We start from the raw sequence: 17,059 nt of genomic DNA on the forward strand, positions 1-17,059 counted from the left end.
TGTAAGCAGATAAGCCGATGAATAATCGAAGCTAGGAAAAATCCTCGGCCAGCTGACAGAAAAGCGGTAAGCTGTCAAACCCATCTCTGCCATCAAGGCGACATCTTCTTTATACCATTCATAATGGCCGGCTGCTGTATCGCCGGTTGAGCCTTTAAACGTTTTACCTGTTATTTTTGCGAAATGGTCCCAGACTGAGGAACCCTTACCGTCTGTATTCCAGGCTCCCTTCAACCTGATAGGCGGCTGATGCCGATCCCCATAGAAATATATCCGGTAAAAAACCCGTTTTTTCATGTCTCATGTGTTTCATCTCCTGATGCGTCTGATTTGATATCATAGGTTATGAAACGCGTTTCAGAGCAATCCCGATAAAACAAAAAAGCATCCGGCTTGCCGGATGCTTAAGAATGATGATGCCGCTTCTCCAATTTATGAGGAGGAGGCTTCGGGATAAAGCCATTTTGTTTCATCATATTAAAGTGCCTGTCCATATGCTGTTTAATATGCTCTGCTTTTTCTTTCGGCAGGACACCGTACTCAACATATTTGGAAATGACATGTTTACGTTTTTCGAGTATTTCCTTTTCAAGAGATTCAATTTCTTTTTTCTGCTGTACCGTAAGTGACATTGTTGAAGGCATTTTTGTTTCAGCTGCATGTGCCGGCATTATAAAAATCATTGCCGTAATGAAAAACGCAGCCAATGATAACGCAGTTTTTTTCATGACTTTTTCCTCCTTTAGCGTTTGTTATATGTTGTGCCTCCATCCAGTTTTTATGCAAAAAAAAGAGCGAAATTATTCGCTCTTTTCAATCGATTCGTCCGGCAATGCGTATGTGACATACGTTCCTGCCACAAAATCATGGATCGACCGTTTGTCTTCTCTCATTCCGACCATAAATGCGCTCACGATCACACCGATTCCTAACGTCACACCATATATTAAGGCGCCCACAAGCACTCTTAAAATCATAGTGAGAAAGCCTGCCTGAGTGCCGTCTTTTTTGACGATGCGGATACCGCAGATCTTTTTGCCGATAACATAACCGTTCCAGTATACAGGGAGCAAGATAGAATAAAGAGTCAAAATAATGCTGATCATTGCACTCTCATCCGGATCTTTTCCCGTTGCCAGCATATAAATAATCGCCAAAGGCACTGAAATAATTAAATAGTCGAGTACTGCGGCTCCCAATCTGATCCAAAATCCCGCCGGTCTGTAAATATTCATTGTGTTTCCCCTCGCTCTATGGCTTCAAAATCACTTTTATGTTGCCATCTTCTTTTTTGTCAAATATATCATATGCAGCAGGGGCTTCCGCAAGACTCATTTTGTGCGTAATAATATCCGTCGGATCAATTTCATTTTGTTCGACCATTTGATACAGCATCGGCATCAGATGGATAACGGGTGCCTGGCCCATTTTTAGAGAAACGTTGCGCGTGAAAAAATCACCGATCGGAAAACCATCCGCTTCGGAAATATATGCACCTGTGAGCTGAACAGTACCGAACTTCTTAACGGCTTCTGACGCTGTAAGAATCGGACTGATGGTTCCGAACTGATTCGGTTTTTGCTTTTCTTTTTCTTTTGAAAGCGGCGTGCCGTCCATTCCGACACAATCAATCACAACATCCGCGCCCCCTGACGTTTGTTCATGCAGCAGTTTCCCGATCTCCTCATGCTCTGAAAAATTGAAGGTCTCTGCTCTGTTTATGCGTCTCGCATGTTCAAGGCGGTGCGGGACTTGATCGACTGCGATGACCCGCTTTGCGCCTTTTTTCCAAGCGAATTTTTGCGCCATTAAACCGATCGGACCTGAGCCCAGAATAACGACTGTGTCTCCTTTTTTCACTCCGCTGTGCTGAACGCTCCAAAAGGCGGTCGGCATGACATCTGACAGAAGCAGCACCTGTTCATCTTCTAGCTCGCTGTCTGCCGGAACCAGAAAAGAAGAGAAATCAGCATAGGGCACTCGTAAATATTCAGCCTGCCCGCCGGGATAATTACCGTTAAACTCCGAGAAACCGAATAAGCCGCCGGCATCTGTATGAGGATTGGGATTTGATTCATCACACTGGCTTTCCATCTGGTGCTTGCAATAATAACATTCTCCGCAGCCGATGTTAAAAGGAATCACGACCCGGTCGCCTTTTTTCAGCTTTTTAACTTGACTGCCCGTTTCTTCAACGATTCCCATTGGCTCGTGCCCAACGATGTAACCCGGATCGGCGGGTATTCCGTTTTTATATAAATGAAGGTCTGAACCGCAAATTCCGGTTGCGGTGATTCGAACGATGACATCCCTCTCATCTTGAATGACGGGTGCAGGGACTTCTTTCACTTCCATATGTTCTTTTCCTTGGTATGTCAGTGCTTTCACATTGTTCAGCTCCTTTTTCATCACTCCTTCCCTTCTCACATGCTTCTAAACTTGGCCGGTATGTTATTCAGCCCGCTGAATGTCCCATTGAAAAGGATCTTCAAATTGAGACCAGTCAGAATCGAACTCAGACGGCGTGAGCAGACACTGATCTAATTCCTTTGCAATGGCTGCTTCATCTAAATCAATCCCGATAAATACCAGATTCGTATGACGGTCTCCGAATTGAACGTCCCAATCCTCCAGAATCTCCGGTTCCTGCTGTTTGATCTGCTCCTGCTCACGTTTCGGCATCGCCGCCACCCAATAAGAGACAGGCTCAACTGAGACCGCCGGACCCGCCTGAGACATCAGCAGCGCGAAGCTGTTGTGGGTTGCACACCAGGCAATTCCCTTTGCGCGCACAATGCTGTCAGGCATTGATTGATGCAGCCAGCTGTCAAAACGAACGGTATGAAACGGCAGACGCCGTGAATACACAAACGAAGTGATTCCATACTCTTCTGTTTCCGGAGTGTGCGCTTCATGGCCTGCCGTCAGCTCCTTTATCCATCCTGCTGATGAACTCGCTTCTTCAAACTCAAATAAACCGGTATTCAAAATGCATTCGGCAGGCACTTCTCCGCGGACGGATCGGATCAGCTTGGCACGGGGCTGTAATGCGCGAAGAACTGTTTCAAGCTGTTCAAGCTCTTTTTCGCCCACCATGTCGCACTTATTTAAAATAAGCACATCACAAAACTCAATTTGATCAATTAATAGGTCGGCAATCTCCCGTTCATCCTCTTCTTCCGCAGCTTCTTTACGGTCAAGGAGGCTGTCACCGGACTGGAAATCATGCCAGAAGCGGTTTGCATCCACCACGGTAACCATTGTGTCCAGCCTGCAGAATGTTGTCAGATCAATACCCATTTCTTCATCTATATAAGAAAATGTCTGGGCAATGGGAATCGGTTCACTGATCCCTGTTGATTCAATCACGATATAATCAAATCTGCCGTCTTTGGCAAGTTTCTCAACTTCGACTAATAGATCCTCACGCAGCGTGCAGCAGATACAGCCGTTGGATAATTCTACGAGTTTTTCGTCTGTCCGTGATAAGCTCCCTCCCTGTTTCACCAGGCCCGCGTCTATGTTTACTTCGCTCATGTCATTAACGATGACGGCAATTTTTAAACCGTTGCGGTTTTGTAAAATATGATTCAAAACTGTCGTCTTTCCAGCACCAAGATAGCCGCTCAATACTGTAACCGGAATTTTCCCCATAAAAATAGCCTCCCAACAAAATAGAATGATTACGATTTATTATCTGTGACTGTCTCTTTTCAACTAATATGTATAGTATAGTAAATCGTAATTATTACTATTTATTCTGATGCAATCTCTGTTTAAAATCAAGTAAAAGTCAGACATCATACACTGTTTGTTCCCATCCAGTGGTCTGACACGCAAAACATCAACGATTTAATTGGTGAAGCCTTGGACCCGGACTGTAAAAATGCCCGGTTTTAAGATGTGCGCTGCACGTATCAGCCCAAAATAATTTTCATAAAATTTTTAGATTTTTTAGTATTTTTTGTTACATCTCATAACATGTATCTTAAATATCTGTTTTCGCTGTGCTACGCTAAAGAAAACATAGGTAAGGAGCGGATCATCTGATGGGAAAAAAACAGCTAGTCCTTGTTGGAAATGGAATGGCCGGGGTAAAAGCGATTGAAGAAATACTGCGTGTTTCAAAAGACGAATTCGAGATTACAATATTCGGGGCCGAACCTCATCCCAACTATAACCGAATCCTTCTGTCAAAAGTGCTTCAAGGCGATACAGATATTAAAGATATTACATTAAACGATTGGGACTGGTACAAAGAAAACAACATTCAGCTGCATACCGGTGAAACAGTCATCAAAGTGGACCAAGACAGCAAAACCGTCATTACAGATGCAGACAGAATCCAGCCCTATGATGAACTCATCCTGGCGACAGGCTCTGTCCCTTTTATCCTTCCGATTCCGGGCGCAGATAAAAAAGGCGTCACGGCATTCCGGGACATAAAAGATACCGACACGATGCTCGCTGCGTCAAAACAATATAAAAAAGCAGCCGTCATCGGCGGAGGACTGCTTGGTTTGGAAGCCGCTCGCGGGCTGCTGAATCTCGGAATGGACGTGTCTGTCATCCACCTCGCTCCATACTTGATGGAACGCCAGCTTGATCCAACTGCAGGGCGCCTGCTGCAAAACGAATTAGAAAAACAAGGCATGACCTTTTTACTTGAAAAGCAAACCGAAGAAATTGTCGGTACTGACCGTGTCGAAGGCGTACGCTTTAAAGACGGCACAAGCATCGAAGCTGATTTAGTCGTCATGGCGGTCGGCATCCGCCCGAATACCCAGCTTGGCGCGGAAAGCGGCATTCCGGTTAACCGCGGAATCATTGTTAACGATTATATGCAGACTGAAATCCCGCACATTTACGCTGTCGGTGAATGTGCCGAGCACCGCGGAATCGCATACGGTCTTGTGGCGCCGCTCTATGAACAGGCAAAAGTGCTGGCCAAACATATTTGCGGCATTGAAACAAAACCGTATGAAGGCTCCGTTCTCTCCACTCAATTAAAGGTATCAGGCGTCGAGGTATTCTCTGCCGGTGACTTTAACGAAACAGAGGAGAAAAAAGCGATTAAAGTTTTCGATGAGCAGGACGGCATCTATAAAAAAATCGTCCTGAGAGGCAATCAAATTGTCGGCGCTGTTTTATTCGGAGACAGCAGCGAGGGCGGCCGCCTGTTTTCCATGATTCAAAAAGAAGCCGATATCTCTGAAACCTCCAAAATATCAATCTTACAGCCTCTTGATCAGGAAGCAGGCGCAAGCATGACCGCGGCGATGAGCGACGATGAAATCATCTGCGGCTGCAACGGTGTATCAAAAGGCGCGATTATTCAAGCCATTCAGGAAAAAGGCTGCACATCAACGGACGAAATCAAAGCATGTACTGGGGCATCCCGTTCCTGCGGAGGCTGTAAACCGCTCGTGGAAGACATTCTTCAATATACACTGGGCTCAGAATTTGACGCATCCGCGCAAAAAGAAGCGATTTGCGGATGCACCTCGCTTTCGAGAGATGAAGTCGTAGAAGAAATCAAAGCCAAAGGGCTATCACATACGAGAGAAATCATGAACGTGCTCGGCTGGAAAACGCCGGAGGGCTGCTCCAAATGCCGGCCTGCCCTCAACTACTACTTAGGCATGATCAATCCGTCTACATACGAGGATGACAGAACATCCCGTTTTGTGAACGAACGGATGCATGCCAATATTCAAAAAGACGGAACATACTCAGTCGTGCCCCGGATGTACGGCGGCGTGACCAACTCTCAGGATCTCCGCAAGATCGCCGATGTCGTCGACAAATATGAGATCCCGCTCGTTAAAATGACAGGCGGCCAGCGAATTGATCTCATCGGCGTCAAAAAAGAAGACCTGCCGAAAGTATGGGCCGAGCTTGATATGCCTTCAGGCTACGCGTACGGAAAAACACTCCGCACGGTAAAAACGTGCGTAGGCGAACAATTCTGCCGCTTCGGCACACAAGACTCCATGGCACTGGGCATTGCGCTTGAGAAAAAATTCGAAGGGCTCAATACGCCTCATAAGGTTAAAATGGCCGTGTCTGCCTGCCCGCGGAACTGTGCGGAGTCCGGCATTAAAGACCTTGGTGTTGTCGGCATCGACGGAGGCTGGGAGCTTTATGTCGGGGGGAACGGCGGAACTCATTTGCGCGCCGGTGATTTGCTGATGAAAGTGAAAACGAATGAAGAAGTCTTAGAATACGCGGGCGCTTACCTTCAGTACTACAGAGAAACGGCTAACTACTTGGAGCGCACATCCGCATGGCTTGAGCGCATCGGTTTATCCCATGTCCAATCTGTGTTGAACGATCCTGAAAAACGGCAGGAGCTCAACGACAGGATGAATGAAACACTCTCTGTTCACAAAGATCCGTGGCAATATTTCCTTAAAGATAAAAAAGCTTCTAAAGATTTATTTGAAAATGTCGTCACGACTTCATAAAACAGTAAGGAGGAACGGACATGGTTAATAAAGATATGACAAAGGTTTGCATAGGCATGTTAAACGAATTACCTGAGGAGTTAGGAAAAACCGTATATATAGAAGATAAAGAGCTTGCCGTATTTAAGCTTTCTGACGGAAGCGTCCGCGCCGTCGAAAACCGCTGCCCTCATAAAGGGGGCGTCCTGGCTGAAGGCATCGTCAGCGGAGAATACGTCTTCTGCCCGATGCATGACTGGAAAATTTCCTTAGAAGACGGAAAAGTCCAAGAGCCGGATCATGGCTGTATTAAAACATACGAAACACTGATCGAGGGAGAGAATGTATACCTCCTGTATTGATTAAAGGGTCGGATCACTTTTTCAAGTGGTCCTTCACTTTTTAAATTGATGAAGGGATGACGCCACCATGAGAAACGGAATTGTATATTTTGTCGGTGCCGGACCTGGAGACCCGGGGCTGATTACCGTAAAAGGGAAACAGGTTCTGGAGAAAGCGGATATCATTTTGTATGACCGGCTTGCAAACCCAACATTTCTTGAATATGCCTCTCCAGACTGCCGGTTCATTTATTGCGGAAAACTGCCCGACCGCCATTTTATGAAACAGTCGGAGATAAATGCCCTGCTGATTGAAAAAGCAGCGGAAGGCTTCACCGTAGTCCGCTTGAAAGGCGGAGACCCAAGCGTGTTCGGCAGAGTCGGCGAAGAAGCGGAGGCGCTTCATCGGCACGGCATCCGCTACGAGATGGTGCCCGGCATCACCTCGGGAATCGCGGCGCCGCTGTATGCGGGCGTCCCCGTCACCCATCGTGATTGCGCTTCGTCCTTCGCCATGATCACCGCTCATGATACATCATTACAAGGCAGGCCGAATCTCGACTGGGAAGGGCTGGCCCGAAGCGTTCAAACGCTTGTGTTTTATATGGGCGTTAAAAATCTGTCATTTATATGCCGGCAGCTTATGGAGCACGGGAAATCCCCCTCCGTCCCCGTACTCGTCATTCAATGGGGAACATGGGGCCGGCAGCGCAGCGTAAAAGGAACGCTTCAGGATATTTATGAAAAAGTACAAAGCCAAAACATCACCAACCCCGCCATTATCGTCATCGGAGATATCGTAAACCTTCGAACATACAGCTGGTTTGAAAGCAAACCGTTCATCGGGCGGCATATCATGGTGGTCACTCAGGGCGATGATGAACATACATTGACAGGCAGGCTGCGCGAGTATGGCGCTGATGTTATCGAATGGCCGAAGCGGATGATTAAAAAAATGCCCGCAAACGAAAACATCCTGAAGCGGATCAGCACTTTTGAACAGATCTTTTTCACATCACGCCGTGCGGTCTGTGAATTCTTTGACACACTGGCTTTCAAGCAGATTGACATCCGCCGGGTGACAGCAAGCCTGAATGCAGCGACTGAAGCGGCAAAGACGGAACTGACAAAACGGGGCTTCCGCCTATCCGGCCATCAAGGTGAGTCTCCGCATTCGCTCATTGTCGGAAGCCGTCAAGCGGCAGAAAACATGCCAGACTCAGTATCATGCCCGTTTTATATCACTCATGAACATATCCCAGATGAGCGGTTCACTTCGATGATCGAACGCACAATCAGTGAGTCTCCTCTGCAAATGATTATCTGTCCGGGCAAAGAATCCGCTCAGCATTTGCTCAGCGCCGGAAAACAGATCGGCATATCACCGAATCCGACAGCAAACCGCCCTCCCGTCATCTGCATCGGTGAAGACATACCCGCCGGTTACGGATTTACCGCCGTGAAAAATCAGGAACAGTTATTTGCGTTTATACAAAATGAAATGAAAGACATGCTCGTTCACAGCTGACCCCCGGCTCAACATCGGGGGCCATTCCCTTTTTTATTGTGTCACCAATTTCTTATGATGAGTCGAATACATCGCCATCTGATCCGCCTGCGGGTCCAAATATGCTTTGGCGCTGTTCACGGCGGTCGGTCCCTCCGTGAAGCCGCCGGCAATCAATCTGAGCTTGCTTTCATAATGGGCGGCGTCACCTGCAACAAACACGCCTGGAAGATTGGTCCGCATATGTCTGTCGGCTTTAATCCTGCCTTCTTCTATCTCAAGCCCCCAATCCTTCATCGGGCCGAGATCAATTTTAAACCCGTGATTGATAATGAGCTCATCAAGCTTGATGTCTTCAGAATGGCCAGACTCGGTATGACAAACGGTGACGCTCTCGATCCGTTCCCCGGTGCCGTTGAGATGCTTCAGACGATACGGCGCAAACACCCGCACGGAAGACTGCTTCATTTTCGCCACGCTGCTTTCTAAACCGCCGAACTCCTCACGGCGGTGCAAGACGGTAACAGACGCCGCAATCGGTTCCAGCTCATTCGCCCAGTCAACCGCGGCATCTCCCCCTCCGGAGATCACGATATGCTTACCTTCAAACGCATCCAGCTTCTCCACTTTATAATGAAGGTTTTTCCCTGAATAACGGCTCGCATCCTCGCTGTTGAGCTCATTGACCTCAAGCGTTCCCATGCCGACAGCCAAAATCACGGTGCGTGTATAGTGCTTTTCCCCTTCAGAACTTTCCAGCACAATGGTCCCGTCATTCAGCCGCTCAAATCCGGTCACCCGCTGATTCAACACGATATCCGGCTCAAATGTCGCCGCCTGCTCCATCAGCTGCTTAATCAGCTGTTCCCCTGCGATCCCCGGAATTCCGCCGATATCACGGATGATTTTTTCCGGGAAAAACATAGACACTTTCCCCCCGAGCCGCGGCAAAAATTCAATCACTTTCGTTTTTAGCTCGCGCATCCCGCAATAAAAAGCCGTAAACAGGCCGATCGGGCCCCCGCCTATAATCGTGACGTCATACACCTCATGATTTTCCGCCATTATTCTGCCTCCCGTTTATATCTATACTTCAAACATATCTAATTGAGAATCAATATCACTAAGAGTATAACATACATTGAGGAGCAGTGTTCATTCATTTCTCATCTTGGGAAAGGGGTGAGGTTCTGAGATTGATAAGCGGGAGGGTATTAAAGCTGAAACCAGTACGGCGACTGGTTTCTTTTTTATTTCTTTTTCATCAGCATGATATCAAGATACAGCTGGCACCTTGTCCTGAAGTCGTTTAAATTAATTGATGTCATGTCAAGAATCTGTTTGATACGGTAGTTCAATGTGTTTTGATGAATAAAAAGCTGTTCTGCGGCTGGTTTTGTTTTGCAGTTATTGAGGAGATAGATTTCTAACGTTTTCAGCAATTCGGTGCTGCTTTCTCTATCCTTGGCTTTTAATAAAGCTAAATCATGGTTTACATATTCCAGTGAGGCGTTTTTTTCTTCGATGCTTTCAAGATAGCGGTAGATCCCGAGCTTGCTGTATTCGTACGGGATATTTTCCTGATTTCCGGTAATTTCTGCGGCCTTTATGACTTCAAGGGCTTCTATATAACTTTTCCCGAGCTTCAGGATGCTGCTGTATTCATTGCCGATTCCGATATAGATGGGAGTGGGGATCTTCTGAAAGTGAAAATGAGTCAGCAGTTTGTGGATGAATTCAGATGCTGCCGAAGTGCCGGAGCTTTTTTGCGAGAAGCTTGCGACGACGATGACAATATTGGAATCAATGGTTAAGACATGACTGACTTTATCCCGCAAATTCAAGTACGATTTGATATTTTCCTTCAAATCTTCGACTGCCTCCCCATCCCCATTTGCGGCATGCAGGACAACCACCGAGAAAACCGACGGCAGCACGGCGTTCATCTTTTCCGCCTCCCGCTTGAACTCCTTTTCAGAGGAGAATTGCTGAAAGATTGCCCGTTTCACCAGGTCTTCCGCTCTCTCTTCCTTTTCCTGTTTCAGCCGGTTCGTTTTATAGATGATTTTTCCGACATGGAATGAGGTTTCATATAAAAAGTCGAGCTCCTCGTCCGTCAAATCGCGGTCGAGCTCCTGAATCCAGATGTAGCCCATCACTTCCCCTTTATGTTTTGCGCTTACGACCACTCTCTGATTCAGCCCGATACTGTCTATTTTTTCAACACGGAACGGTTCAGGAACGGTTTTCAGTTTTTCGATCACCCCGTCCTTCAGAAATCTCTCAAAAATCTGCACGGGGCATTTTTTTGAAAATATCGTCTGCTGATTGGCGGAGTCGAAGTGATTAATGTAATAAGAATTATAGGCAAGCAAAAAGAAATCCGCACTTTCCAGAATGACGGGCTTCTGCAATTCGTAACTGATGAAATCAATTAATTTATCAATGTCCGTAAATGAAAAAACTCTCTCTAAAAGCTCTTCCATACCTATTTCTCCTATGCTCTTTTTATCTTTATCATACTCTGAGGGGTGACTTTTTGTATAGAAAAAAATTCATATATTCCCAAAACAGCATAATCCGGAATTCTGTATCGTGAAAAGAGGAAAAAGGGCGGTCCCTTCTTCCTCTCGTTCCTTGCTTTTATTGAGAAAGTGTATCACGGTACTCATGAAACTGATCTGTGACATCTTTTGACGGAGCCTGTGTCAATAAGCTGACGACAAATACAGCGGCAAGGCTTACAGCAAAGCCCGGAATGATTTCGTACAAAAAGTCTGAAAGACCGGCATTCGCCCAAATGATTACGGTAATCGCTCCCGCAATCATGCCGGCGAGTGCCCCCCATTTCGTCATCCGTTTCCAAAATAAACTGAGCAGTACGACCGGCCCGAATGACGCGCCAAATCCCGCCCATGCATAGCTGACAAGACCTAGTATCGTGTTGTTTTTCTCCCAGGCGAGCACCAAGGCGATGATTGACACCGCAAGCACTGCCATTCTCCCCAGAAATACGAGTTCCTTATCAGAAGCCGAACGCCTGAACATGGACTTATACAAATCCTCTACTAAAGAACTGGACGTAACGAGCAGCTGAGACGAAATCGTACTCATAATGGCCGCTAAAATCGCAGAAATGAGAAATCCCGTAATAATCGGGTGGAACAGAATGTTGCCAAGCTGAATAAAAATGGTTTCCGGATCAGCCAGCTTCATTCCGTGCTGGTGGTAATACGCGATTCCCGCAAGCCCCGTAAACAGCGCGCCTAGTGCAGACAAAATCATCCATCCCATTCCGATCCGTCTGGCGCGTTTGATTTCTTTCACAGATGTGATCGCCATAAAGCGCACAATAATATGCGGCTGCCCGAAATAGCCGAGCCCCCACGCAAATAAAGAAATAATGCCAAGGACGGTCGTTCCTTTGAACATATTAAACAGTTCCGGGTTGACGGAACGGATATCGGCAACGGTTTCTCCCGGGCCGCCCGTATGAAAAATCGTCACAATCGGCACGAGAATAAGCGCTGCAAACATGATGATCCCTTGGACAAAGTCCGTCCAGCTTACCGCCAAAAAGCCCCCGAACAAGGTGTAGGCGACAACGACGCCTGTCACAACCCACAGGCCGGTGTGATAGTCCAACCCTAAAATGCTGTTGAATAGGACGCCTCCGGACACCATGCCCGATGATACGTAAAATGTGAAAAAGACGAGAATGACAAGACCTGAAAACAGTCTGAGAAGCTTCGTATGATCACCGAAACGATTTTCAAGGAAACCCGGAATGGTGATGGAATTCCCCGCTTGTTCAGTATACGTTCTCAGTCTCGGCGCCACGAAAAGCCAGTTCGCCCATGCTCCGAGCACAAGGCCGATGACAATCCAAGCGCCGCTTAACCCCGTTGAGAACATGGCGCCCGGAAGCCCCATCAAGAGCCATCCGCTCATATCCGCCGCTCCCGCGCTGAGCGCTGTGACGGCAGGACCTAAAGAACGCCCCCCGAGCATGTAATCCGTCAGATTTGACGTCCGTCTGTAGGCGAAATAACCGATAAACAGCATGCCCGCCATATAAATACAAATGGATATAATCAACTGAATGTTTGCTATGGCATTTCCTCCTCCGCTTTATATGTTTATGGTGAAATGGACACCCCCCGCGAGGAGGATGCCCATTCAGTCCCTCTTAAAACATTTCACTGATTGTTTTCGCCTGCATGTGGAGGGCCAAATAATCCGGGCCGCCCGCTTTTGAATCAGTGCCGGACATTTTAAAGCCTCCGAACGGATGATATCCGACAATCGCTCCCGTACAGTTGCGGTTGAAGTACAGGTTGCCGACATGGAATTCCTGTTTCGCCCGTTCAATATGTTTGCGGTTATTTGTAATGACCGCTCCTGTCAAACCGTATTCGGTATTGTTTGCCACTTCCAGCGCTTCATCAAAGTTTGATACTTTAGAAAACCCGACGACCGGCCCGAAAATTTCTTCCTGCATGAGTCTGGCTTTCGGATCAAGGTCAGCGAAAATCGTCGGCTTGATAAAGTAGCCTTTTGAATCATCTCCGGTGCCGCCGCTTACTAAACGGCCTTCTTCTTTTCCGATTTCAATGTAGCTCATGATTTTATCGTAAGAGCCTTGGTCGATGACAGGCCCCATATACACGTCAGCGCTGTCAGGGCTTGCCGTCACTTTTGATTCAGTAATTTCGATGACGCGCTCCAAGACAGCATCGTATACTTTTTCATGCACAACCGCGCGGGAACCGGCAGAACATTTTTGTCCCGCGAAGCCGAATGCTGATGTGAAAATGGATTGCGCCGCCAATTCAATGTCCGCGTCCTCATCGACAACAACCGTATCTTTACCGCCCATTTCTGCAATGACACGCTTTAAGTGCTGCTGTCCCGGCTGCACTTTCGCCGCGCGTTCAAAAATTCTCGTACCGACTTCACGTGATCCCGTAAATGTAATGATGCTTGTTTTCGGGTGATCGACGAGATAGTCTCCCACTTCCGCTCCGCTTCCCGGCACAAAGTTGACAACGCCCTTCGGAAGGCCTGATTCTTCAAGCACTTCTACGAATTTCGCCGCGATGACCGGTGTCGCGCTTGCCGGTTTAAGAACGACCGTGTTGCCCGTTACGATCGGTGCCACCGTCGTTCCCGCCATAATCGCAAAGAGGAAGTTCCATGGCGGAATGACGACCGTTACGCCTGTCGGTGTGTAGACATATTGGTTCTTCTCGCCTTCGCGGCTGTTGACCGGCTTGCCTTTTGCCAGTTCGATCATTTGGCGCGCATAGTACTCCATGAAGTCGATCGCTTCAGCTGTATCCGCATCCGCCTCGTTCCAAGGCTTTCCTGCTTCTTTTACAAGCAAAGCGGAGAATTCATGTTTTCTTCTGCGGACTTTGGCAGCCGCGCGGAACAGGACAGCCGCTCTTTCTTCAGGAGATGTATATCTCCACTCTTCGAACGCTTTCGCAGCCGCTTCAATCGCTTGCTCAGCGTGCTCTTGAGAAGCTTTTGACACTCTGCCGACAACTTCTTCTTTATCAGCCGGGTTGATTGAAACGATTTTCGCTTCTGTTTCCACTCTCTCACCGTTAATGACAAGAGGATAATCTTTTCCCAGATACTCGCTTACCTTCGCAAGCGCTTTCTTGAATTCTTCAACGTTCGATTGATCTTGGAAATTCGTGAATGGTTCGTGTTTATAAGGTGTAGTCATTGTCATCTCTCCCTTTTTTACTTCTTAGTCATCCCTTTAAAGGCGAATGCGATATTTGAGGGGCGTTCAGCGAGCCGTCTCATGAAATAGCCGTACCAATCATCGCCGTAAGGCAGGTAGACTCTCATGTTGTATCCTTCTTCCACTAGGCTGAGCTGGGTTTGCGAGCGCATACCGTACAGCATCTGAAACTCAAAGCGGTCGTGTGGAATGCCGTGCTCTTTGACAAGCTGCTTTGTGAACTCGATCATCTTGTCGTCATGCGTGGCAATTGCCGTATAATGTCCCTTTAAAAGCTGTTTGCGGATGAGTCTTTTATAATTTTCATCTACATCGCTTTTTTCAGGATAGGCCACCTTTTCCGATTCTTTATAGGCTCCTTTGACAAGGCGCAGAAACGGATTCAGCGGGTCAAGATCATCAAGGTCCTTCTCCGTTCTGTACAGATAAGCCTGCACCACGGTGCTTACGTATTCATACCGGCTTCGGAAGTCTTTAAAGATATCCAGCGTTTTCTGGCATCTCGTCTCATCCTCCATGTCAATCGTCACCATGACTTTATGTTTTTCCGCCGTCTGGAGGATTTTCGTCATATTTTCATAGACGAGATCGAGATCTATATCAAGACCTAAAGACGTCATTTTTAATGACACTTGGGAATTCAGCTGTTCATCAGCGATTAAAGCGATGGTCTGCATGCACTCCTCGGTGCGTTCTTTCGCGACATCACCGCTGTTGACAAATTCACCCAAATGATCGACAGTAACTGACAGCCCTTGGCTGTTCAAATGTCGGATTGTCGGGATAGAACTGCGGATATCCATTCCTCCGATGATTTTGCCGGCTGCCACACGGCTTCCCCAGCCTCGCGCCATCTTATTGAGAAAGCTGCTCTTGGATAAAAATAAGAAAAAATCTCTTGTAATCACTTCCAACCTTAACACCCCGCAATCTAAGAAGTATTTGTATGAGTCTATTGTAAATGGACAAAACATCCTCTCACAATATTCTAAAAATACAAAGATTCTGATAAATTTTTGTGGTTTTTCCACAATCAGCTTCTTAGAGAGCAGGCGGATCATGCCGAAAAAAGGCGGACGGAAATGATAGAAATCGTCAATTCCCGCCTTTTTCTTCCCAAGCCTCTTCGACGGTCTGAATCAATAGCTGATTCAGTTCGTCCGTTATATCCGGTTTCGGTGTTTTGACCGTTTTGGCATACTGCCCGATGCGTTCTATTTCCTCTTCTATAAAGGCATGAATGATCGTATTTCCGGGTTCCGGAGCCAGTTCCTGTCCGCTTTTTTTCCTTGTAAGCAGTGTGCTGATTTCAGAAATGAGCGCTTCATCCGTCAATAGGGCATCTGCCAGTACAGGAAATGACATCGGCGGTACGGTGCCGAACGTTTCAATCCACTTGCAGGCAAGGAGAGGCCGCAGGACATAAAAATACTTTTTAATCTTCACTTCACTGCCCCGCAATTCCGTTTTTTCATTCCGCTTTGCCATATTGAGATAATGATAGAGGCATGCTTCGGGCGAAAAGGCGCGGTTTTTCAGTTTTCGGAGCTTTTCAGCCGCTGTGAAAGCTTCATAATAGATCATCTCAGAAGAAAGCCATTCCAAAAGAGGCGGATTTGATTTTTTAAAGAGCCGCAGGGCTTTTCTCAGTTCCCAGCCGCTGACGTCAAGCATGTCATGGATCGGCTCTTCTATGACATCCCTATGCGGCTCAATGGAAAAGTACCATTCTTTTTTCGGCACATAGAGAAACCGTACATCGTAGTCGCTTTCGCTTGACGGAAATCCCCATGCGCGGCTTCCCGATTCTACGGCGTAAAGCACCTTAACGTCGTGCTTTGCCTCAATTCGTTTTAATTCTTCAATGATCCTTTGTTTCATTTGTATCCGTCCTTTTCCGTCATCATTCATGAAAAAAGCCCAAACACTTGGGCTTTTCACTGCTGTCAGCCTTTCAGATGCGCTTTCAGAAAGGCCAGCTTTTCCGTATGGAAAGAAGGTATATATTCATGGCCGAAATACCGGTAAACTTTCAATTCTTTTTCCGTTTCCAGATGATTGTAAGCGGCAAATACCGTCGACGGCGGAGTCACCCGGTCAATCAGCCCGATGGACATGAGAACCGGCACCTTTACGCGGTCCGCCAGATTCATGATATCAAAATAGGCCAGTGTATTCATCGCGGCCTTCTCCGTTTCAGGGCTGCCGTTTTTTCTGAAAAAGGAGTTAATCTCAAGATACGGCTCATCAAGTGCGACATCAATCGCCCGCTCAAAATTGCTTAAGTACGGATAATCAGCCGCAACCGCTCTCGGAATGTCGGAAAGCGCCGCCGCGGCGATGGAAAGCCCGCCTCCCTGGCTCCCCCCGATGACGGCGATTCTCGTTTCATCCACTTCATCAAAGCTGCTGATGACTTCAAGAGCCCTTACTGCGTCTAAGTACACACCGCGGTAATAATATGTATCTTTGTCTAAAATCCCTTTCGTCATCCAGCCGGGAACGTGTCCGTGCGGTGAGACGCTTGTATCTGTGCTGCTGTGCTGGCCGCGGACAAGCATCCCGAACGCGGCATATCCGTGAAGCGCCCAATTTACGATGTCATGTATATCCCCGTCATAGCTTGCGTTGTAGCCGTGGTATTTCACGATGGCCGGATGCGGGCCTTTTCGGTCGGGAACGGCGTACCATCCCTCAATTTCCGCCTTGCCGAAGCTTCGGTATTTCAGCCGGAATACTTTCACGCCGTCAGCCGGGTAGCTTTCAGGCGTCAAATCAGGCTTTGCCTCTTCCTTTGCAAGCTCATGTAATGATGATGCCCAAAAATCCGCAAAGTCATGAGGAGCGGTTTTATTTGGTTTATAGGTTTGCAGTTGCTCAAGCGGCAAGTCGTATAATTGCATATCCGATTATTCTCCTTTGTTTTATAAGATTTAATTTTCTGACTCTATCTTAACATGATTTTACCCTTATTTTCTAAACATTTTTATAAATGATCGGCGGACGC

Annotated in this window: 14 protein-coding genes and 2 pseudogenes; 4 read left to right on the plus strand and 12 right to left on the minus strand. The window is 47.2% G+C overall.

From position 1 onward, the window contains the following. Positions 1-33 precede the first annotated feature (33 nt). The 5 genes and pseudogenes from AUL54_RS09025 to AUL54_RS09045 all read right to left on the minus strand — a co-directional run. Positions 34-304, minus strand: a pseudogene (locus AUL54_RS09025) (family 1 glycosylhydrolase); the annotation flags it as partial. 100 nt (positions 305-404) lie between these two features. Beyond that, on the minus strand, positions 405-683 hold the full coding sequence (locus AUL54_RS09030) for a YckD family protein (RefSeq protein WP_406795067.1): 279 nt from the start codon (positions 681-683) through the stop codon (positions 405-407). A gap of 117 nt (positions 684-800) precedes the next feature. Further along, positions 801-1,235, minus strand: coding sequence for an RDD family protein (locus AUL54_RS09035; protein ID WP_060963638.1), 435 nt, complete (start codon positions 1,233-1,235; stop codon positions 801-803). A gap of 16 nt (positions 1,236-1,251) precedes the next feature. Beyond that, positions 1,252-2,388: a zinc-dependent alcohol dehydrogenase gene (locus tag AUL54_RS09040; RefSeq protein WP_060965076.1), complete on the minus strand. Its 1,137-nt coding sequence runs from the start codon at positions 2,386-2,388 to the stop codon at positions 1,252-1,254. 63 nt (positions 2,389-2,451) lie between these two features. Then, positions 2,452-3,654: a GTP-binding protein gene (locus AUL54_RS09045; protein WP_060963639.1), complete on the minus strand. Its 1,203-nt coding sequence runs from the start codon at positions 3,652-3,654 to the stop codon at positions 2,452-2,454. 147 nt (positions 3,655-3,801) lie between these two features. Between AUL54_RS09045 and AUL54_RS21950 the strand changes: the two are divergent. The 4 genes and pseudogenes from AUL54_RS21950 to cobA form a co-directional block, all read left to right on the plus strand. Continuing rightward, positions 3,802-3,931 (plus strand): annotated as a pseudogene (locus AUL54_RS21950) (hypothetical protein); the annotation flags it as partial. Between the two features lie 118 nt (positions 3,932-4,049). Beyond that, entirely contained in the window at positions 4,050-6,467 is a 2,418-nt protein-coding gene (gene nasD, locus AUL54_RS09050; RefSeq protein WP_060963640.1) for an NADPH-nitrite reductase, read from the plus strand. Positions 6,468-6,487: 20 nt separating this feature from the next. Beyond that, positions 6,488-6,808 (plus strand): nitrite reductase small subunit NirD, encoded by a 321-nt coding sequence (gene nirD, locus AUL54_RS09055; RefSeq protein ID WP_060963641.1) that lies wholly within the window; start codon positions 6,488-6,490, stop codon positions 6,806-6,808. A 67-nt stretch (positions 6,809-6,875) separates the two neighbouring features. Next, entirely contained in the window at positions 6,876-8,315 is a 1,440-nt protein-coding gene (gene cobA / locus AUL54_RS09060; protein WP_060963642.1) for a uroporphyrinogen-III C-methyltransferase, read from the plus strand. Positions 8,316-8,348: 33 nt separating this feature from the next. On the opposite strand, the gene AUL54_RS09065 is transcribed toward cobA, so the two are convergent. The 7 genes from AUL54_RS09065 to cah all read right to left on the minus strand — a co-directional run bounded on the left by AUL54_RS09065 (position 8,349) and on the right by cah (position 16,955). After that, positions 8,349-9,359, minus strand: a complete 1,011-nt coding sequence (locus AUL54_RS09065; RefSeq protein WP_060963643.1) for an NAD(P)/FAD-dependent oxidoreductase — start codon at positions 9,357-9,359, stop codon at positions 8,349-8,351. A 185-nt stretch (positions 9,360-9,544) separates the two neighbouring features. After that, entirely contained in the window at positions 9,545-10,780 is a 1,236-nt protein-coding gene (locus AUL54_RS09070; RefSeq protein ID WP_060963644.1) for a proline utilization transcriptional regulator PutR, read from the minus strand. 157 nt (positions 10,781-10,937) lie between these two features. Continuing rightward, entirely contained in the window at positions 10,938-12,359 is a 1,422-nt protein-coding gene (gene putP / locus AUL54_RS09075) for a sodium/proline symporter PutP (RefSeq protein WP_235588420.1), read from the minus strand. Between the two features lie 124 nt (positions 12,360-12,483). Further along, positions 12,484-14,031, minus strand: a complete 1,548-nt coding sequence (gene pruA, locus AUL54_RS09080; protein WP_016936812.1) for an L-glutamate gamma-semialdehyde dehydrogenase — start codon at positions 14,029-14,031, stop codon at positions 12,484-12,486. A gap of 17 nt (positions 14,032-14,048) precedes the next feature. Further along, positions 14,049-14,960 (minus strand): proline dehydrogenase family protein, encoded by a 912-nt coding sequence (locus tag AUL54_RS09085; protein WP_101605621.1) that lies wholly within the window; start codon positions 14,958-14,960, stop codon positions 14,049-14,051. 187 nt (positions 14,961-15,147) lie between these two features. Further along, positions 15,148-15,933: a nucleotidyltransferase domain-containing protein gene (locus AUL54_RS09090; RefSeq protein ID WP_060965078.1), complete on the minus strand. Its 786-nt coding sequence runs from the start codon at positions 15,931-15,933 to the stop codon at positions 15,148-15,150. Between the two features lie 65 nt (positions 15,934-15,998). Further along, a complete protein-coding gene (gene cah / locus AUL54_RS09095; RefSeq protein ID WP_060963646.1) occupies positions 15,999-16,955 on the minus strand; it encodes a cephalosporin C deacetylase in 957 nt (318 codons plus the stop codon). Positions 16,956-17,059 lie beyond the last annotated feature (104 nt).

This window comes from Bacillus sp. SDLI1, assembly GCF_001553895.1.
Taxonomy (GTDB): Bacteria; Bacillota; Bacilli; order Bacillales; family Bacillaceae; genus Bacillus; species Bacillus siamensis.